At 45.3% G+C, this 20,004-nt stretch carries 15 protein-coding genes; 1 reads left to right on the top strand and 14 read right to left on the bottom strand.

Annotated elements, in window-relative coordinates; genetic code table 11:
* Nucleotides 1-135: 135 nt before the first annotated feature.
* The 14 genes from AC0VYI_RS16980 to AC0VYI_RS17045 all read right to left on the bottom strand — a co-directional run bounded on the left by AC0VYI_RS16980 (nt 136) and on the right by AC0VYI_RS17045 (nt 19,313).
* Nucleotides 136-1,521 carry an HD-GYP domain-containing protein gene (locus tag AC0VYI_RS16980; protein ID WP_475444351.1) on the bottom strand — a complete coding sequence of 462 codons (1,386 nt, stop codon included), beginning with the start codon at nt 1,519-1,521 and terminating at the stop codon, nt 136-138.
* A gap of 405 nt (nt 1,522-1,926) precedes the next feature.
* Nucleotides 1,927-2,589, bottom strand: a complete 663-nt coding sequence (gene trhA, locus AC0VYI_RS16985; RefSeq protein WP_199475123.1) for a PAQR family membrane homeostasis protein TrhA — start codon at nt 2,587-2,589, stop codon at nt 1,927-1,929.
* A 399-nt stretch (nt 2,590-2,988) separates the two neighbouring features.
* Nucleotides 2,989-4,092: an SMP-30/gluconolactonase/LRE family protein gene (locus AC0VYI_RS16990; RefSeq protein ID WP_475444353.1), complete on the bottom strand. Its 1,104-nt coding sequence runs from the start codon at nt 4,090-4,092 to the stop codon at nt 2,989-2,991.
* 55 nt (nt 4,093-4,147) lie between these two features.
* The gene (locus tag AC0VYI_RS16995; RefSeq protein ID WP_475444355.1) at nt 4,148-6,034 is read right to left on the bottom strand and encodes a methyl-accepting chemotaxis protein; all 1,887 of its coding nucleotides are present in this window, start codon (nt 6,032-6,034) and stop codon (nt 4,148-4,150) included.
* A 519-nt stretch (nt 6,035-6,553) separates the two neighbouring features.
* Nucleotides 6,554-7,309, bottom strand: a complete 756-nt coding sequence (locus tag AC0VYI_RS17000) for a cobalt-precorrin 5A hydrolase (protein WP_475444357.1) — start codon at nt 7,307-7,309, stop codon at nt 6,554-6,556.
* Entirely contained in the window at nt 7,306-8,046 is a 741-nt protein-coding gene (gene cobI, locus AC0VYI_RS17005) for a precorrin-2 C(20)-methyltransferase (RefSeq protein ID WP_475444359.1), read from the bottom strand. Before cobI ends, AC0VYI_RS17000 begins: the two co-directional genes overlap by 4 nt.
* Complete coding sequence (gene cbiE, locus AC0VYI_RS17010; protein ID WP_475444361.1) at nt 8,043-9,374, bottom strand: precorrin-6y C5,15-methyltransferase (decarboxylating) subunit CbiE; 1,332 nt, start codon at nt 9,372-9,374, stop codon at nt 8,043-8,045. The genes cobI and cbiE overlap by 4 nt, the downstream gene beginning before the upstream one ends.
* Nucleotides 9,375-9,414: 40 nt before the next feature.
* Nucleotides 9,415-10,092: a precorrin-8X methylmutase gene (locus tag AC0VYI_RS17015; protein WP_475444363.1), complete on the bottom strand. Its 678-nt coding sequence runs from the start codon at nt 10,090-10,092 to the stop codon at nt 9,415-9,417.
* Nucleotides 10,089-10,907 (bottom strand): precorrin-6A/cobalt-precorrin-6A reductase, encoded by an 819-nt coding sequence (locus tag AC0VYI_RS17020; protein WP_475444364.1) that lies wholly within the window; start codon nt 10,905-10,907, stop codon nt 10,089-10,091. Before AC0VYI_RS17020 ends, AC0VYI_RS17015 begins: the two co-directional genes overlap by 4 nt.
* 5 nt (nt 10,908-10,912) lie before the next feature.
* Entirely contained in the window at nt 10,913-12,058 is a 1,146-nt protein-coding gene (locus AC0VYI_RS17025) for a cobalt-precorrin-5B (C(1))-methyltransferase (protein ID WP_475444366.1), read from the bottom strand.
* Between the two features lie 12 nt (nt 12,059-12,070).
* Nucleotides 12,071-13,420, bottom strand: a complete 1,350-nt coding sequence (locus AC0VYI_RS17030) for a cobyrinate a,c-diamide synthase (RefSeq protein WP_475444367.1) — start codon at nt 13,418-13,420, stop codon at nt 12,071-12,073.
* Nucleotides 13,417-15,195 carry an ATP-binding protein gene (locus tag AC0VYI_RS17035; RefSeq protein ID WP_475444368.1) on the bottom strand — a complete coding sequence of 593 codons (1,779 nt, stop codon included), beginning with the start codon at nt 15,193-15,195 and terminating at the stop codon, nt 13,417-13,419. Before AC0VYI_RS17035 ends, AC0VYI_RS17030 begins: the two co-directional genes overlap by 4 nt.
* Before the next feature lie 207 nt (nt 15,196-15,402).
* Entirely contained in the window at nt 15,403-17,508 is a 2,106-nt protein-coding gene (locus AC0VYI_RS17040; RefSeq protein WP_475444370.1) for an ATP-binding response regulator, read from the bottom strand.
* A gap of 14 nt (nt 17,509-17,522) precedes the next feature.
* The gene (locus tag AC0VYI_RS17045) at nt 17,523-19,313 is read right to left on the bottom strand and encodes an EAL domain-containing protein (RefSeq protein WP_475444372.1); all 1,791 of its coding nucleotides are present in this window, start codon (nt 19,311-19,313) and stop codon (nt 17,523-17,525) included.
* Nucleotides 19,314-19,559: 246 nt separating this feature from the next.
* On the opposite strand from AC0VYI_RS17045, the gene zntR reads away from it, so the two are divergent.
* The gene (zntR, locus tag AC0VYI_RS17050) at nt 19,560-20,003 is read left to right on the top strand and encodes a Zn(2+)-responsive transcriptional regulator (RefSeq protein WP_475444374.1); all 444 of its coding nucleotides are present in this window, start codon (nt 19,560-19,562) and stop codon (nt 20,001-20,003) included.
* Nucleotide 20,004: the final 1 nt, after the last annotated feature.

A 20,004-nucleotide genomic window follows, 5' to 3' on the forward strand; every position in this document is an offset into this window, starting at 1 on the left:
CCCTCTCTTGTAGTGGATACAGTATCTTAGCTAAACATGTAGTATGTAAACCCCAATCCATATTTCTGCTTATTAGCAGATTTCAGGGGACCAATAATACTTTCGATGTTTCTGCAGCAACCATCCAACGCTTTTCTATTTATGCGCTGAAATCAAATTGGCCATCTCATTTGGCTGCGTTGCAATAATGCGTTTTAGTGCGGCAAAGCAACGACTGTCGATGGCAGTCCCAACACTGTCCTGCATAATCTCCAGCGTTTTCTCTACCGGGATAGCCTGACGGTATGGTCTTTCGGCCGTAATCGCATCAAAAATATCAGCGGTGGTAATGATGCGGGTGACCAGTGAGATATCGTCATCTCGCACCCCATGGGGATAACCTGTACCGTCCAGCTTTTCGTGATGCGAGGCCGCCACATAGGCAAAACGCTCTAACGGCGTGATCAGCTTAAGAATGTCGTAGGTATAAGAAGCATGTTGTTTCATTGCTTCCCACTCATCTTCATCAAGCTTGCCAGGCTTATCTAAAATCGTATTACTGACCCCAAGCTTACCAAGATCATGTAAGCGCGCGCCGCGACGAATCCATAGACGATCCGTTTCTGATAGCCCAAGTTCTGCTGCAATCATATCGCTGAAAATCGCAACTCGCTCACTATGTCCTGAGGTAAATGGGCTTTTGGCATCAATAATCGACCCAAACGCCCTCACAATACGATCAAAGTAGTCATCAGTCGTGGCCTCGCTCGCCCTCACTGGCGCAATGGCCAAGACTTGCTCACTGATACTATCGGCGCTTAAGGGAGTGACAATATCCTCTTGTTTCAGTAAGTTAATAGCAATGGTCACCAGTTCTGGATCCAGCCACGTACCGGACCGCTTACGCAGCTCCTTGATGGCCGCTGACATGCCTTGCGAATAATGAAACACATCTATAATTTGTGATGTCAGTGCAATACGAGCGTACAACGGGATCGCAGAGCCTATCACCCCGTGGGGCGAACCACCGCCATCCCAGTGCTCATCGAGGTTGTAAATGCTCTGCGCTACGTCTTCATTAAATAATAGTTCACGAGCAATATCCGCTCCGCGTGTACAGCGGGTGTGAATCACCTCTTTGGCGTATTGAGGACCATTTTTTAAAATATCTAAAGTGGTTCGTAAACGCTGGTACCAATTTTGGTTGGAACCAGCATTTTTCATCACAAAGCGTATGGCACCACTTAGGCTAGTATCCATGGTTTTAAAACCATTTTTCAGTTGCCGTTCATCCGTACCATACAACTGACAGATACGCGCTGCGTTGCTACTGCACCCAGTATCTTTTAAAAGAATGGTAAAAAATAGATCGTACAATTGTTGCTCATTGAGCTGCAGAGCTTTTCCGATGTGCATGCCTATCCAGCAACACCGCATACAATGTTCAACAGGCTGACCCTCTGTCATATCTAACGCCGTGGTTAATGACAAAATCAACTCAGATTGGCTAATTACTGTGGTTTGGGGAATATGGTTTGTCATTATGTATCTACTGCTCGTACCCGTTTAGAATGTGATTATAGGAATGCACAAAACAACGCAGATGGCACGGTAGCCAAGTAAAATCTGCATCATTGTCAGTAAACTACCTGAGTAACATTCTTAAGATTATAGGAATAGACGCATCAATTCTGTAGATATTTGTGATTGAACAGGACTCGTGAAGATTATGTCATTTTATATTTTCGACTACCTAGCATTGTAGTCTGAAGATAAGGCGATATATCATCCTATGACTGACTTGTGGATGATCTTTGTCTAGCAAGATCCTGATGCCAACTATCTTATAAATTCAATCAGTGAAAGCTTTTTCAGAAACAACTAAAAAAGCCCTAGCAGGAACATACTAAGGCTTTTTAAAATGAACTAATGCAGATCAATCAGAGGCTAAGCACCGTACCACATAATGGCAAAAAAGTGACTTACCGTTCCAGAGAGAACAAACAAATGCCAGATCAAATGGCTGTATTTAATTCGTGAATCAAACACAAAAAACAGCACGCCAATGGTGTAAAGTACGCCACCTAACACCAGTAGATACAAGCCTTCGGTCTGCATTCGCTCAATCAATGGGTTGATAGCAACCAAAATCAACCAGCCCAATAAGACATACAAGCCAGTTGAAATAGCTGGGTGAGACACTCGGCCAAAGGCTTTTAAGGCCACTCCTGTCAATGCTAGCCCCCAAACCGCACCGAGTAGAGACCACCCCCACGCCCCTTTTAATACACCCAGCATAAAGGGCGTATAGGTTCCTGCGATCAACAAATAGACCGCCGCATGGTCAATGACCCGAAAAACTTCTTTGACTCGTTGCCAGCCAGCCGGCATGGCATGATATAAGGTCGATGCTAAATACAAGATAATCATGGTGGCAGAGAAAATACTCACACCAACCACAAAACTCACATCAGCGTATTTTACCGCGCTAATAATTAAAAACGGCGTACCGACAATCGCCGCGACCAGCCCTAGACCATGACTGATACTGTTGGCAATCTCTTCACCTAAAGATTGCCCTCGATTAGAATTCGACACTGCTATCGACATAACTTGCTCTCTCCATAATCTTTTTCTCATTGTGTAAGTGCACTCACTTACTTGAGCAACTGATCACATGGCTACCTTAATGTATAAGCTCCCTATATTTACGCTGTAACCCCAAAATACGTGACCAATAACTGATAAATAAAAATCAATCGTATTAAAAGGATGGGGGAAACAGCACGATTTAGCAACCATAACAACTGTATAAACTAAGAAAGTTACATGATCATGACATCCTCAACCGTCAGTTTGATTGAGCATTAAGGCCCCCATCCGCTGTAATCGATGGATACTTTTCGAGTTAAAAAAGCGCCCTAGAATGGACGCTCATTTATCTTGCTATGCTGACAGAAAGCGAACAGCCTGAAGTAGCTGTGCTTATCGTCAATCAAGATACTCGCACTAAACGAAGGTTGCCCCTCGAGTGTTCACATAGAGCGAATAGATAGAGTGGGAAGCCGCCATAAAGAGTCGATTCCCCTTGGTGCCTCCAAAACAAATATTGGCACAGTATTCGGGTAATGATATGTGACCTATTGCTTTTCCATGTTTGTTAAAGACCATCACTCCATTTAACGCCTTAGAATCTTGCCCCTTAGAACCGTCACTGCCCCAACCACACCAAAGGTTGCCATCTTGGTCACATTTAATCCCATCAAAAGCTGCATGCTTAATGTTGGAAATAAACGCTTTACGAGCCCCTAGCGTACCGTCGGACGCCACATCGTAGGCCCACACTTTGCGATTCGGCCCAGTCAAACAATCAACAACATACAAAATGGATTCATCTGGCGAAAAGCACAAACCATTAGGGCCAGCAATCTCTGTGATCACTTGCGTTAACTTACCGGTTTGTCCATCTATACGATAGACAGCATCTGGCAATTCAGTTTTCACAATATTGCCTTCATACATGCTGCCAGCTTGGAACGGCGGATCCGTAAACCAAATTGAGCCATCACGTTTTACAATAACGTCATTAGGAGAGTTAAAGCGTTTACCTTCAAAATTATCAGCCAATACCGTAATCGTACCATTGTGCTCGGTTCTTGTTACGCGACGTCCTTCCACATCCGTCGTTGAGCCCTCACAGGCAATAAGACGTCCTTCAAGATCGCGACAAAGACCATTAGAATGGTTCGATTTATAACGGTAAACACTCAATTCATCCGTAAGTTCGTCCCAGCGCATAATACGATTATTCGCAATGTCGCTAACCAATAAATAACGTCCATCACCACTCCAAACAGGACCCTCTACCCAGCGCATTCCGGTCGCGAGGCGTTCAACGCTGGCATTAAACAAACGATACTTGGCAAAGCTCTCATCCAATATTTTGACATGCTCATCAGGGTAGTTGAGGCTTAAAGGCTGCGCTAATAGCTTACCTGATAAAACAGTACCGCCTAGCGCCACACCAGACCAAGCTAAAGTCTTTTTTAATACATCACGACGAGAATAATACATCTCAGATACAGCCGAACAGGCCTGTTTGTCCCTTTTCATATACAACAACTCCTTTTTAATGATAAGCCAACCTTTCTGAATCTTGGCGTGGCTCCTAATGCTTAAAGAAATCCAATGTATTCTTTTGCTTCAACGCTAACTGTGCCAACTCTTTTGCCGCCTGCTGAGTCTGTTCAACCGCTGACACATTTTGATTCACTAAATCCACCGTTGTCGCAGTATTTTTATTAATGTCTGCCGTGACATTAAACTGTTCTTGAGACGCTGCAGCGACAAGAGTATTTATGTCAGAAAGCGTGCGAACGTACGTCGTTAATTCATCAAAAGACACTTTCACATTTTCAGCCAGCTCTACGGACTCCTCAATTGACCTCACATTCTCGATCATATTGTCATTGGCTTTTTTGGACTGATCCTGCAATGTATTAATAATTGCTTGAATGGTTGATGTTGATTCTTGGGTCTTCGCAGCAAGACTTCGAACTTCATCGGCGACCACTGCAAAGCCTCTACCTTGCTCGCCTGCACGCGCGGCCTCAATAGCGGCATTGAGTGCCAATAAATTTGTCTGCTCAGAAATGGAGCTGATGACATTAGTGACTTCACCAATATTGAGCGTTTCTTCACGTAACTTGGCAATCATCTCTGCGGTTTGATTAAACGTCGTATTAATAGAGCGGGTTAAGTTAATCGATTTTTCTAGCCCTTGGTGTCCCTTCGTTACACTCTCTATGGCTTTATTCGCTTGGTCCTCTGCCTGAACAGCGTTCGCGCTGACTTCTTCTGACGCGTTAGACAACTCATTCACCGCATTGGCAATCGACTCAACTTCTTTAAGTTCTTCTTGTGCGTTCTCTGCCGTACTCTTCATCACCAAGGTTAATTCTTCGGAAGCCGATGACACACTGTCAGAAATCGACAAACTACCTTTGATAATCTCTGATAATTTATTATTCAAAGCAATAATCGAGGCATAAATTCCTGTTTCATCACCGTTCTGTTTTAAGGGTTGGGATAAATCTCCTTTGGCAATTCGAGAAATGATCTGCGAGATTTCTTTTGGTTCCCCGCCAATTGGTTTGTAAACCAAATTCACTACACCTATATAAACAATACATAGGGATAGAACAATCAAAACAGCAAAAATAATGATGGAACCAATCAACATGTCTTGACTTGGCCTGGAAACTACATCGTCCCAAGTAAAAGAAACCACTGTCCAATTATATTTCTTTAACTTTCCTGCAAAGGCCTTCACACCACGACCATCAATCGAATAGTCAAGAACGGGATGACTTGAAGAAAACTTCTTGTAGTCTGGTCGAATATCGTAAATATTTTTACCCAACAATTCTTTATTAGGGGCTGAGACGACATACCCAGAGTCATCATATACAAACACATTATTTTTAGGTACTAAGGTTTTAATATAGTCTGTGAGTTCAGCCACTTTTAATGTGATACAAACTACAGCGACCACATTACCATCATGATAAATAGGTGAGGCCAATGCGAACACATCGGCTTGCTCTCCCTCGCCAAAATACGCTTTGGTAATGATATTTTTCTCACCTGAAAAGGCACGAACATACCATTCTTTATTTAGCTCTTTTGCGTTAAAACCAGGGAAAAAGCGGTCTCCTTCAAACGACTTTCCATTTTTCAGCCCCACAAACGCCGCCAGAATATGAGGATCTGTTTTTTTCAATTTATCTAGAGCCTTAATCACCTGCTGTTGGTCGGAAAAGTTTAAATCGTCGTTAAAACTCACCGAAAAACTATTTAAAGCCTTGAAGTAGCCATTTATTTTTTCATCAAGGGCCTCTGCAACAAGACTGGTTTCAACCTTTTGATTGTCTAGAGCAGACTTCGTATTAAATGAACTGAACCGGTAATAACCGTTCCAAGTTAAAATACATGAAATAATCAAAATGAGAAAAAGAGTAAAAAATAGAATTCTATTTTTTAAGGAGATCTGCATAGTTATGTCCCTTATCAATGAGGCCGTTATTAGTCACACCATTAAGATGACCAATACCCAAAAAAACATAGAAGACATACTTTCTATTCGAACCACTCAAAAAATAATAAAATCAGTTAACTACATACAAAATAGAAATAAAAGACAGTACACTGATAAAATATTTTTATAAGAGAATTCAACCTTATAATTTATAAATTTTTTCACAAGGAGTGAGTGATAAAACACTCAGAATAAAAATCCGTTTAGAAGACGCTTCCATAGCTAATTTGCTAGAAGAGTACCTTAATGATGACATTCTTCCTATCCCCCTGTCTTAATTTTTTTACTTTTTATTGACAAAAGAACACATTTCCACAACTTTGCTGTCACGACATCAATAGCATGTCGCTTCTATCAAACATCACCTTATACTCATCCAGTCTTTACAATGAAAAACCAGCACAAAAACATGCCAGTAACACACTGCCATTTCTCAGAAAAATGCCACCGATTGTTGATGATTAAACGTCATCAGCTTTATGGAAAGGAACGCCCTATAGCACAAGTCGCTTTGGCATTTTTGATTTTATTAAGCATTAGCTCGGGTTCTGAGCCCGTCACATTGTGGGCAGCAAACAAAGCGGCGGATTCCGCCACACCATAGACGCCAACGGTGTTATAAACGTATTCAGAACGAGAACTAAGGAAGGTCTCCATAGTAGAGAGCTGATCGGCTGAAAAGGTATGAAAGGCCCAACCGTATTTTTCCGCTAACGCGATAAGATTTACTTCATCCGCTTTAATATCAATGCTACTGAGTGAATTAATATCACTTGGGGTTAAGCCTTTTTGATCTAACGCATCGAGCATTAAGTTTTCAAGAAACGCCAACGGACAACCACGCTCACACCCCATACCAAGAGTGTAAACCGGATTCAGATAAGGTTTTGCCGTCGTCATCACCAATTGGGCACCAAGCGCTTGTGCCACTTGTGCTCCCCACTCATTGGCTCCCCCCTCGTGACCAGACAAAAGCGGGATGACAAATTTGCCTTCTTCATCCAATACCAACACCGGAGGATCTTGACGCTTGTTTTGGATCACAGGAGCAAGCGTTCTCATCACAATGCCAGTGGCACAGATAAAAATCAGCGACTCCCCCTGTTCAAATGCCCTTTGCACCTGCTCCGCGAACGGCTTTGGTTTATAGTCTAGGACACTGTCGGGCCAAAAAGTCCGTAAGCGCTGGGCCAGTTCTTTTCCGGCTGGCGTTAACGCAATCACTCGAATCATCGGGTGCCTCGCTCCGATTTGGTCACGACAAAAAGTGAAAAGTACGGCCCAGCACCATTTTCCAAGGTCGATACATCATGAACAATACGCTCATTGTCGCGACCGATATACTCTAGGTATTTCGCATCCTGTAGTCGATTGGTCTTACGCAAGGCCATTAAAATACGCGGACGCGCTCGCCCTGCCTTCATAATGACGACACTATCATGTTGCTCAAGTGCACTATCAATTTGCTCTGGCGAATGACGCCCACTCACTACAGCTAACGATTCTTTTAAAACCGTTAACGGGTGATTCAGGGCTGACGATGCCGCATTGATGGAGGACACTCCAGGTACCACCTGGCATGCAAAGCGTCCTTCTAAACGCTCTAATAAATAGGCAAAGGAACCAAAAAACAAAGGATCCCCTTCGCATAAAAATACCACATCCTTACCTTGTGATAATTCATGGGCAATAGCCTTAGCACCGCGATCATAAGCGTCGTTAGCCAACTGACGGTCGGTAGACATGGGCATCACGATGGCTATTTCATGCTGTTTATGAGCCACACCAACAAACGCTTCACAGGCAATGCTTTTTGCTTGAGAACCTCCTTCGGCATTCGCAAGATAACTGATCACATCGGCGGATTGAATTAAACGTAAGGCTTTTAGGGTAATTAACTCAGGGTCGCCTGGTCCGACACCGACACCAATAAATCGACCCTGTTTTTCTTCTGTGTCCATGCCATTCATTGGGCGTTTTCCTTAAAGGCATTCGTGCTTTCTTTGAGAACATAATGATAATGGGGCGCGACTTTACCACTAAGCTTAGAAAAATGAAAAAGACTCACGGGCAAATTTGGACGAAACATGCGTTGCCCAGCTAGTCGCTCCCCCTTACTGATAGACAATTGCACACTCTGTTCGTTTGCGTCTTGCTTTAGATCACGTTGCTGAACAAATTGCATGACTTGGTATTTAGTCTCTTCGGTCACAGCACTCACTGTCAACGTGCCACCAAGCGGTAAAATCGACCAAACACTCTCAAGTAAAACGCAGAGCTCCCCATCACTGCCGCCAATAAAGACTTTATTCGGTAAGGGCAAATCCACCAGCGCATCAGGAGCCCGACCCGCCACAATAGACAAATTCTGAACAACACCAAAGCGCTCTTGATTGGCCCTTAAACATGCCAAACGCTCGGCATGATGCTCAATGGCAATGATCCGACTATGAGGATGCCAATAGGCCAACTCCACACTAACGCCACCACAACCTGCACCAATATCCCAAACCGTGTCATCCTGATTGATATTCATATAAGACAAAACCGCCAGACGTACTTCCCGCTTGGTTATCATGCCTTTCCCTTCACCTTTATCGGTAATAAAAGACACATCTGGAATACCTGGGGCACTTGGGTAAATTGACGTTTGTTGACTGGTTTTCACCACGATCACATTCAATGGATCAAACACAGCGTCATTCTCAAGCCCCTCTTTGGCAACAAAGGTTCGTACTTTTTCATGGGCATAGCCTAGCGCCTCACACACCGTTATTTCACTGTGATCCATCCCAGCCATGCTACATTCTTGAGCGATCTGTTTCGGTTGGCTGTATTGGTCGGTCAGTAATACCAAGGTTTTGTTCGACTGCAAATGGCGACGCAAACTGGCAAGTGGACGGCCATGCAAACTCACGACCTGAACGTCTTGCAAAGACAAACCAAGACGATGACAAGCCACTTGCACGCTGGACACATTGGGATAAAAACATAAGGATTCAAACGGAAAAGTACGTACTAACCAAGCCCCAATACCGTAATAAAGAGGATCCCCCGACGCTAAAACCACCACCTGCTCAGCCCCTTGGGTTTGCCACTGCACAAACAACTCTGCCAATTGTGTTAGCTTAGGTAACGTCTGTCTCTGGGCTTGGTGAGCATAGTGAGCAATGGTGTCATGTTGACGAGAGGCCCCCAAGACAATGTCCTTGGCAGATAAATTCGCAAGCAGTGATTGCGCTTCTTCCGAGAGTATCGCCTGTTCCGCGACCCCAAGGCCAACAACGTGTATTTTCATCTGCGCTTTTTCCATCAATTATATTTACTGCCCACTTCCATTAATAATACTCTTGAATATTGCAACGCAATAAAGCGTTACAGCTGGCGGAAGTCACTGCACTGCCCCCCATGCGACCAAGCAACGTCATGCATTCGATGCCAAGCCTTTCATGGGCTTGCCACAACGCCTCTTTCGACTCAGCCGCTCCCACAAACCCTACCGGCATACCAATAATTAAAGCGGGCTTGGGCGCCCCTTGTGCAACCATCTCCAATAAACGAAACAGCGCTGTCGGCGCATTACCAATAAGTACTACACTGCCCGCTAGAGTGTCTTGCCATAAACTCAAGGCCGCCATAGAGCGAGTTTCCCCTTTGTTTTTTGCCAGTTCAGCAGTACGAGGATCGTTTAGAAAACACAAGGGTTCACGCTCTATCATGCGTTTGGTCACACCTTGCTTGACCATCTCCACATCACACAAAATGGCACAATGTTTTGCTAACGCCTCTCGCCCTGATTGGGTGGCATGTTGGCTAAAACGCATTTGGGTCGACACATCAGGAAAGCCTAAACTGTGCACCACTCGCATCACTACTTGTTGTTGATCTTGAGTAAAAGCCGATAAATCGGTCAGTTCGCGAATTTGCCGAAAGCTCTCCTGCTCAATCGCCTGAGGGTTGTTCTCATATTGATAAGCTTTGTCGGAAACCCGTTGAGAAAAAGTATCTTGAGTCACTGTTGGTTGTCTTTTTGTTGAGTTTTAAAAGTCGGAATGATGTTCCCCCAAGCCGCTAAACACGCTTGCAGGCACTTATCTGTGTCGCTGAATTCTTGATCCGCTTCCGGCAAGCGTAGCCTTGTGTGTAGCAAAACAGGGATAGATAACGCTCGGGCCGCTTCCAACTTAGCATAGGTGGCGCTGCCCCCGCTGTTTTTACTGACAATGACATCCACTTGTTGAGCCTGCAATAATTGCTGTTCTTCTTCGAGGTGAAAAGGCCCAATGGCCTTTACCCAATGTACTGCCCTAGGCAGATCAAATGCAGGCGTCACTGCCGTTCGCCACACCACATATTCAATACTTGGCAACTGTAAAATGCGCAGCAACGAGTCTTCGTTCACTTGACCCGCACTCAGTAATGGACGCTTAAAATGGGCTAATTGCAAAATAAGCGCTTCATCGTCGTCATAATAACGCCATTGATCTCCCGCGACAGCTTGCCACGCTGGGCGATGAAAACGCCAACAAGGGATACCAACTTCCCTAGCGGCCTCAACCGCTTTGCTGCTCATAGTTTGCGAGTAAGGATGGGTGACGTCCAAAATAGCAGCAACATTCTGTTCGGTTAGATAGTTGGCTAACCCACCAAATTGCGTAAAGCCACCGACCACTAATTCACAATCCACTTTAGGAACGCGCACCAAGCCAGCCAAACTGTATATCACACGGATGCCCGCTTGATGCAGCGCATCCGCCAGCCGTCTGGCATCCGCCGTTCCACCAAGTAGCAGCAGTTTTTTTGTTCGCTCTTTTGCATCCAACGCCATCATCCCCTCTATTCAATCTTTGTATCGGTGGCAAAGCCTACAAACTGGCCTTTGCGATCAATCGACCACACTTCCAATGCCATATGATCAGGAATATAGCGGCGAGCAAACAACAACGCCTGCTGACACACGGCATCCGCCAAATTTTCTTGGTTGCCATTAGCATGTTGCTTAAACAACGCCAAGGCTTCCACACTGGTATTGGCCCCTCGCATACGCGTTTGTAGTGATTCATCGGCACCCAGAGTCGCCGCAAGATCCGCCAAGGCCTCTAAATTAATACTAGAGACTCGACTGTTTAAATCCATATGCTGTTGGGCCAGTTTACTGATTTTACCAAAGCCGCCACAAATACTGAGTTTGCTTAATTGAATCGAGGCAGCGTGCTCCACTTTTCGAATATGCTTTAGCACGGCGCCAACAAAGTCACCCATTTCAATCAGGGCCATGTCTGTTAAGCCATAATGCTGTTTTATTGCCACTTCACTGGCGTTGCCCGTCGTGGCCGCAATATGTGTCAGACCATTGGCTCGGGCCACATCAATCCCTTGATGGATCGAAGCAATGTAAGCAGCGCAAGAAAAAGGCCGCACAATTCCCGTGGTGCCAAGAATAGATAGCCCTCCCACAATGCCCAAACGAGGGTTCATGGTTTTCAGGGCAATTTGCTCACCATTGACCACGCCGACAGAAACGGCAAAGCCGCCGCTATAATCATAACGTTTGGCGAACTCGGTCAAATGATTCACCATCATGTTTCTAGGCACGGGATTAATGGCAGGTTCACCAACGGCTAATACAAGGCCCGTTCGGGTTACCGTACCGACCCCTTGAGCCGCAAAAAACTGAACCCCTTGCTCGGCTGTCAAACACAGCTCAACGAACACCGTTGCACCATGGGTCGCGTCTGGATCATCTCCTGCATCCTTAACCGTTGACGTTCTAATACCCTTTTCCAAGGTTAAGTCCAACGCTTGATAGGACTCAATGGTCAGTTCAACCGTTTGCCCCTTAGGTAAAGTCACACTCACCTGTGAGGTTTGATGACCACCTAAAAGTGCTTGTGCCGCGGCCACACAACAGGCTGTTGCACAGGTTCCTGTGGTCAACCCTGTGCGAAGGGGAGCAGGCTCGTCAGCACTTTCTGGCCACATAATTACCTAGCCTTACTCGCTCACTAAGGACGAAGCTTGCTTTAAAAATAACTGCGCAGTCGCTTCCACATTAGAGGGAAAGAACAAATGTAGATAGCTCGCCGTTAACGCTTTTTGCTGATAAATTGGCTCCCCCGGGGCAGGATGACGCTGACGGCGACCATAACCCACAGGTGTAGGAGTATTGGCGCTACGGGATCGATGATGGGCATGTCCACGAACATCACCTTCTGGCATAACAGCTGTTTGCATGCCTTGGCAGCCACGCTTCCCGCGCATCGCGCCTTGTCCCTCCAGAATGCCTAACATGCGGTACTCGCTTTCATCTAAATCCGTCAGGGTTTCTAAACTATAAAGCATGCCACCACACTCGGCTAAAATCGGCTGACCGGATTGGTAAAATGCCTGAATGGACGTGCGCATACTGACGTTTTCTGACAACGCCTTAGCATGCAATTCTGGGTAGCCACCTGGCAACCATAAAGCATCAGCTTCGGGCAACCCTGCATCATTTAATGGCGAGAAAAAGACCACCTTCGCCCCTAGATCTGTTAACACATTTACATTGGCGTCGTAGATAAAGCTAAAGGCTGCATCTTTGGCAACGGCTATGGTTTTTCCCTGCAGTAATGGCTCAGTCTTTATAGTATTTACTGGTTTTTTCGCGGGTTGAAAAGACACAACTTTAGGCAGCGCTAATAAGCCTTTATCCTCACTTTGTTGCAACCAATCGACAGCGGCTTCAAAACGCAGTTCTAATTCATCTTTGACTTCCTCGGCTTGCACTAACCCTAGATGGCGCTCTGGCAACGTCACCTCTTCATCACGCTTGAGCGTTGCTAGTAAGGGCAAATTATCAGGCAATGCATCACGAATCAGTTGAGCATGGCGCTCACTGCCACAGCGATTTGCGATCAGACCCGCAATTTCAACATCATGACGAAAGTTCGCTAGGCCGGAGGCAACCGCCGCCGCCGTTTGTGCCATGCCCTTTACGTCCATCACAATCGCCATAGGGATATCAAAACGCGCGGCTAAATCGGCACTGGAGGGCTCGCCATCGAACATGCCCATCGCCCCTTCAACAAGAATCAAGTCCGCTTTTTGGGCAGCACGATAGAGTCTATCTTGGCAGTAATCGTCTCCGGCCATCCAAATATCTAACTGTTCTACAGGTTGTTGAGACGCCTGAGCCAGAATTTGTGGATCCAGATAATCAGGCCCCGTTTTAAACACACGTACCACCTTACCCTGCTTCGTAAAATACCGAGCCAAGGCCGCTGTAATGGTCGTTTTCCCCTGATTGGAAGCTGGTGCGGTTAAAAAAAGTGCCGGACACTGCGCGGCAATTGACCTGATCATGATGGTGTCCCTAAAATCGAATTCAATAATATGTATTGCGCCCCTAACTGTTGGGCAATGTCTTGTCCACGACCACGTTTAATGGCCGAGTTTTCGGTATCGATCAGTACACAGTCACCCAATAAAGCCCCATTGTCAGACCCTGAAAAGTCTGACAAATCCGCTTGGGTGCGGCCATCGGTCAAAATATAGGTGCGACTTAATAAGCCCGTTTGACGCTTATGTTGCAGGCTTAAGTATTGCCGAGCCTTGTCGATGACCAGCCGAAACGGTGTGCCGCCACCCGCGCTTAATTGATCTAGTAACTCGGTGATCTCTTTGGGGGCGCGTACTCTAGGCAAAACCGATGAGATCCCGTCCTGACCAAAACCTAAAATGGCCATGTACTCTCGAGCGAGATAGGCACGCTTTGCAATGTCAATAATCACCCCTTTGGCTTTTGCAAAACTCCCTTGACTCAACGTAGAGGCAGAAGCATCCAACAAAACAAGGTGCAAAACAGGCTGGCCTGTATTGGCCATTTTGGATGTTAGACTTTCTGGTGGCCAAGTTTGCGGGTTTTTCGTTAGACTTCGAAACCAGTCCACACTCACACTATTTGTGGAAGCATCAGGGCGATAGCCACCCTGATGTTTACCTCGGTGCTTTCCCGGCGTCACCTCACTGATCAACGAACTAGACGATGGGGAGCGAGCGGAAATATCACTTGCGGGAAGCGGTATTCGACCATGACTCTCTGCACTTTCTGGTGTCATACTACCCCATTCGCCTTGTGAGGCTTGATCCTCTTTCTGCTCGCTGCGGGTGTTGTTTGGTGCTTGTGAAGGCGGCATTTTTGGATCTTTAAAAGAGTCAGCGGGGCGGCGCGATGGCGGCACTCTAGAAGGAGGGACTTGCTGATGAGGCTGTCGACGGTGGTCCAACACAAACGCTTCAACCGCTTGAATATCATCAATCGAAACCGTCAGTGCCCCGCGCCAAGCGGCATGCGCCATGGCAGCTCGCACCCAGACAATATCGGCTCGCACACCATCCACATTGGCTTCATAGCACCGAGTGGCAATATCCATACGCAAGGCATCAGCACAGCGTACTTTTGTTAGCAACTCTCTGGCTGCTTTCACACTGTGTCTGAGATTACGCTGTTTGTATTTGAACGCGTCACAGAAACCTTTGGGGTCTTGATCATACTCATCACGCAATCGCACGATTTGTACTCGTTCTTCTAAACTGTATTGGTTACTCAAGGACACCATCAAACCAAAACGGTCTTGCAACTGTGGACGCAATTCCCCTTCATCTGGGTTCATCGTACCGATCAACAAAAACTTTGCCTCATGTTCGTGGCTAATACCATCACGTTCGACACGATTCACGCCACTGGCAGACACATCCAACAATTGATCAACCAAATGGTCTGCCAACAAATTGACTTCATCCATGTACAAAACACCGCCATGGGCACGGCTTAACAACCCAGGTTTGAACACCACCTCCTTGTCTTGCAAAACCTGCTCTAGATCTAACGCCCCTAACAGACGATCTTCACTGGCTCCTAAAGGCAACGTTGTAAACGGCACAAACGCCTCATTATTCAGCGTTGGCATAACACCGGATAAACCACGAGCTAGGGTCGACTTCGCCGAACCACGTGGCCCACTAATGAGCACTCCACCAATTTTCGGATTAATCGCTACTAGAATAAGAGCAAGCTTCAAAGACTCTTGCCCGGCAACGGCGGTAAAGGGAAAATTACAATGGGCTAAACTGCTCATGTTGGCGTTACCTGTTTCATATGATCAAAAAGAGTGGCATAAACCCAATCAAGCACTCGATGAGTGACATGAAAAAACCGCCCTATTGTAGGCGGTTTTTATCCAGTTTGTCTTGTAGGGACACTAGAACAGGCCTCATTTTAAGTCAAACGCAAAGCTCTCAGCTAAACATTAACCATATGACATGACAAACATCTGTCTATTTGCTCACACATCCCCTAAATCATGCTTAATCGCTTCTGGACAATACTGTTTCACATGCCGCTCAACTAATCCTAAATCAAACTGCTCTAATGCCTGTTTAATTGCATGACGCTGCTGACTTGGCATGTTGTGATAGATGGCATGAAAACACTTTTCTGCTCGCTGCATATCACCTTCCTTGGCAGCCAGTAGGAGTGGTCGCCAATTTTCAGGGGTTAGACTCGTCACCAATGGGGCAGCTTTCATATCCTCAGCAGTCTGAAGGTAATGACCGTCATTACGTTCATCCGTCTCTTGTGCCCCTTCGTTATGAACAAAGGCCAAATCCTCAATATGGTTGACCAAGCTTTGGTAAAGCTCTGCTACTTTGTAAGGTTTAGATACCACCTCCCAAAAGCCGACATCGATTAGGGCTTGGTGTTCTTGAATCAGTGTCGAAGCTGTTACGGCAATGATGGGAATAGGCTTTACCTGAGGAAGCGCCCTGATTTCTTGCAGCAACTCACGTCCATCCATCTTGGGCATGCGAATATCGGTCAACACCAGACCGGGAGAATGTTGTTTGAACAGCGCCAGAGCTTCTTCTCCATTCTCAGCTTCCCAAACCTGACACCCGGCTTTTTCGAGTAATGTAACAAGAATATCCCGAGACCAATCATCATCATCTGCCACCAAGACCTGAATACTTCGATTCAAATGCAAATGGCTCATATCTTCACCAGATAAGATCGGCATAATATCTTCCACCTCCTCTTTAAGAGGCAACAGGATAGTCACCTTCGTCCCTTCCTCTAAAACACTGTCGATGTTTAACTGCCCTTCCATTAACTTCACCAAAGTATTTGTTAACGCCAAGCCCAGCCCTGAACTCTTTTCAGCACCGCTATTTCGCGCTTGAACAAAGGGCGTGAACAAATGTTCGATGAGTTGTTCGTCCATGCCTACCCCCGTATCCCGAACCGTTAGACGCAAGATTTCGTTTTCATATAAAGCACTGACAGAGATATCACCCTGATGCGTAAACTTCGCCGCATTGGTTAGAATATTATGGAAGATGCGTTGTAACTTAACAGAATCCCCCCAAACACACAGACCTTCATTAATTTGATTGTCCACCTTAAGATCAAGACCTTTGTCTTTGACCATTTGGCGAATCACGTCAATCGCTTGGTTAATTTCTTTATGTAGTTTGATTTTGTGGCCTTGCAGATCCAAACGACCTGCCTCAATACGCGCAATATCAATAATATCATTGAGCATATTTAATAAGCGCTCACCTGCGGCAATAATCGCTTTGAACCTAGTATGAGCAACGCCCTCAAAGTGCGTATCTTCACTCAATAGTTGCGCGTAGCCAATAATGGCGTTTAGCGGCGTACGAATTTCATGGCTCATATTTGCCAGAAAATAACTTTGGCTTTGCTGTTGTTGAGCTTCTTTTTGTAAGGCAGGGTCAATATGCAGCTCATTAATTATGGTCGAATTATGATGATCTTTTTTAGAAGCAGAGGCCACATGGCTAGACCATTCTGTCTCAAATTCCTCCTCCAACTCCCCTTGACTTTCTCCTAGGTAATAAAGAGCTTCTTCTGTGGTCATCGACTTATTTTTACGAGTGGTCTCTTTTAAGAATGACTCTTGCAGCGCCACAAGGTGATAAATGCAATGAACGGTACCAGCAATACAGGTCGGCTGATTATTCCCATCGCTTTCAACCACACTTCCACGCATCTCTATCCAATGAGCAACGCCATGTTCAGAACTCATACTCAAACGTAAGCCAGGCTCTGAACTCCCTTCTTTTATTGCCATCAGCCAGTCAATAAAGGCTTCTTTATCATACTCACTTAAGTGCCTTAACCAATCATCTTTTGTTTGTACTTGTAGATGCAGTTCATCAAACCCTTCAATAAAATCCAAAGACAGTTCAAAGCGATCAGATGGAATAAACCATTGCCATAACCCAAACTGGGCATTATGAATGGCTCTAAAATGTCTCTCTTTTTCCAATGACAAAGCTCGCCACTGTCTAGCCAACAACAACGAACTAATAAAGAAGACCACAACAAACAAAAACAGCACCCAATCAAACAACTCAAAATCAGGCATTCCAAGCGCCTCCGCTATAATTTTTCAGGTCGATGAAAGTGATACCCTTGCCCCCATTCCACCCCTAATTCCCGTAGGGCCTCTACAATTTCTTGATGTTCAATAAACTCAGCCACCACAGGTTTTTTCAGCATCTTAGCCAGTTTAACAATAGAATCGACCATACCGTGATGAATGCTATTCACATGCATATCTCGAATAAACTCACCATCTATCTTGATCACATCGAACGGTAAGTCGGTTAGGTAAGAGAAAGACGAGAACCCTGTGCCAAAATCGTCTAGAGCAATACTGCAGCCAGACTCATGCAGCAAGGACATAAAATAGCGCGTTTCCGTGAAGTTATTGAGCGCTTCAGTTTCGGTAATTTCAAAGCAAAATTTATCCCCCTCCAATTGATACTCCTGTAAAGTATCTAGTATAAAAGAGGCAAAATCCGGCTCTCTCACAGACAAAGCCGACACATTTAGAGCCACTTGGTCAATGCTATTCCAAAGTTCAGGACGTTCAGCCAATTGCATCATAGTGTTCTGAATAACCCAGCGATCTATTTTGGAGACAATACCAAAGCGCTCTGCTGAACGGATAAAATCATTCGGATAAATAAGCTCACCCGTTTTGTCATCTCGCAGTCGCACCAATATCTCAATGCGTTTTTTCTTATCTTCATTATCGCTATCAAGGGAAAAAACCTGTTGAAAATGCACTTCAAATAAATCTTTCTCTAACCCATCGATGATGGTTAACGCCCAATTTAAATTACTACGACGTTCATCAAGGGCCAGTTCTTTTTCATCAACTACTACTCGCTGATAAGAACCAGATTGTTTCGAAGCGTAACTCACCTCATCGGCAATCATAATGACCTGTTCAAAGGTCACCATTTCTATAGTAATGGGAATCGCAATTTGCGTAATGGATGTCGGAAAGTTTCGACCATCCCAAGTAAAAACAAAATGCTCTATTTCCGTGTTGAGCTGTTCAAAAAAGGCTTCGATATCTTGTGCGCGGCTTCGGCCTACCGCGATAGCAAATTTATCGCCTGTAAGGCGCGCACAATAATATTTTTTGGGGTCTGCAATTTGATTGATAATCTGAGCGACTTGAAACAACAAACTATCGCCCGCCACGCAACCGCAAGCATCATTAATCAAACGAAACTCATTAATATCAATGAGGACAAAGTAAGGCACACTCACATTCGACTTATGCTGAACACCTGCAATCAGGTGGGTCACGTGCTCTTCTAAGGCATCTCGATTATAAAGTTTGGTGACAAAATCATGCTGGGCAAGATAGTTTAAGCGATCTTGCATATAACGGCGCTCGCTAACCTCTTTTTGCAAACTACGGTTAACGGCATTGAGATCTTGAGTTCGTTCACGCACTCGCTCTTCAAGCGTGTTATTTAACTCTTTAAGTTGTTGCAATAAATGGAAGCGCTCCAATTGGTTTTCCACCCGAGTTCGAACTTCATCGACTCGAATAGGCTTGGTGATGTAATCATTCCCACCAGCAGCAAACCCTTTAGTAATATCATCAACAAGGGCTGTGACAAAAATAACCGGCAAATCCACTAATACGGGGTTCGCTCGAATCCGACGGCAGGTTTCAAAGCCATCAATCCCGCCCATCATGACATCAAGCAGTACCAAATTCGGCTTATTTCGCTCTAAAAGCTCTAATGCTCGCTCACCGGAATTGGCAACCATGACCTGACATTCTTCGCTGGCGATAACGTCGCTCAGTACACGCAAATTCTCAGGAACATCGTCTACAATTAAAACAGTCGACATCTTTTTCATACAGACACCCTAATTCCATCCCTATAAACTCATCACAATTACTGCAGACAGTTACATTTGATAGATCGTTCTATAAATCTAGTCGATTCTGCTCCATTTGTTTGTCTTATTTTGTTGCGCATGGACAGATGTCGTGAAAAAACCCTCATTCGATAAAAAACGCCTTGACCTGTGACTTAACTCAAAGGTTTATACTGATTACTCATTCACTACTTACTGTCATCGCTCATGGAGAGGGTCATTACTATGTATCGAATTGGCGAATTGGCAAAGGCCTGCAAAATCAATAATGACACACTGCGTTTTTACGAAAAGAACGGCCTACTGAGCCCGTCTAATCGTTCCGATTCAGGCTACCGTCTTTATTCGGAAAAAGACAAGGAAATACTACAGTTCATTCTCCGCGCAAAAGGGGTGGGGTTTAGTTTGGCGGAGATACGTGAGTTATTGTCCATTGAAGTGGATAAAGCCAATAACGCCTGCGCGGATGTTAAAGAATTAGTGGATGCAAAGCTGATTGATGTGGAGCAGAAACTCGCCGAATTAACACGCTTTCAGACCTCCCTAAAACGTTTATCAGACGCTTGTTGTGGCGGCGAAGAAAGCGCCGAGCACTGTACGATTTTAGAGGCTCTGGAGTCTGATACCAGCCAGATTCGCCATGAACATCACCATCATGAGGCACACTAAG

It is taken from the genome of Marinomonas sp. 63XJN7_9_ISO-PGPR-S23-217 (assembly GCF_056173515.1).

What these genes read in the sequence shown, in the direction of transcription:
- cobI (WP_475444359.1), bottom strand. Translation starts at nt 8,046, where the DNA reads ATGAATGGCATGGACACAGAAGAAAAACAGGGTCGATTTATTGGTGTC.
- AC0VYI_RS16995 (WP_475444355.1), bottom strand. Translation starts at nt 6,034, where the DNA reads ATGCAGATCTCCTTAAAAAATAGAATTCTATTTTTTACTCTTTTTCTC.
- AC0VYI_RS16990 (WP_475444353.1), bottom strand. Translation starts at nt 4,092, where the DNA reads ATGAAAAGGGACAAACAGGCCTGTTCGGCTGTATCTGAGATGTATTAT.
- AC0VYI_RS17035 (WP_475444368.1), bottom strand. Translation starts at nt 15,195, where the DNA reads ATGAGCAGTTTAGCCCATTGTAATTTTCCCTTTACCGCCGTTGCCGGG.
- AC0VYI_RS17020 (WP_475444364.1), bottom strand. Translation starts at nt 10,907, where the DNA reads ATGATGGCGTTGGATGCAAAAGAGCGAACAAAAAAACTGCTGCTACTT.
- AC0VYI_RS17045 (WP_475444372.1), bottom strand. Translation starts at nt 19,313, where the DNA reads ATGAAAAAGATGTCGACTGTTTTAATTGTAGACGATGTTCCTGAGAAT.
- cbiE (WP_475444361.1), bottom strand. Translation starts at nt 9,374, where the DNA reads ATGAAAATACACGTTGTTGGCCTTGGGGTCGCGGAACAGGCGATACTC.
- zntR (WP_475444374.1), top strand. Translation starts at nt 19,560, where the DNA reads ATGTATCGAATTGGCGAATTGGCAAAGGCCTGCAAAATCAATAATGAC.
- trhA (WP_199475123.1), bottom strand. Translation starts at nt 2,589, where the DNA reads ATGTCGATAGCAGTGTCGAATTCTAATCGAGGGCAATCTTTAGGTGAA.
- AC0VYI_RS17000 (WP_475444357.1), bottom strand. Translation starts at nt 7,309, where the DNA reads ATGATTCGAGTGATTGCGTTAACGCCAGCCGGAAAAGAACTGGCCCAG.
- AC0VYI_RS16980 (WP_475444351.1), bottom strand. Translation starts at nt 1,521, where the DNA reads ATGACAAACCATATTCCCCAAACCACAGTAATTAGCCAATCTGAGTTG.
- AC0VYI_RS17030 (WP_475444367.1), bottom strand. Translation starts at nt 13,420, where the DNA reads ATGATCAGGTCAATTGCCGCGCAGTGTCCGGCACTTTTTTTAACCGCA.
- AC0VYI_RS17025 (WP_475444366.1), bottom strand. Translation starts at nt 12,058, where the DNA reads ATGTGGCCAGAAAGTGCTGACGAGCCTGCTCCCCTTCGCACAGGGTTG.
- AC0VYI_RS17040 (WP_475444370.1), bottom strand. Translation starts at nt 17,508, where the DNA reads ATGCCTGATTTTGAGTTGTTTGATTGGGTGCTGTTTTTGTTTGTTGTG.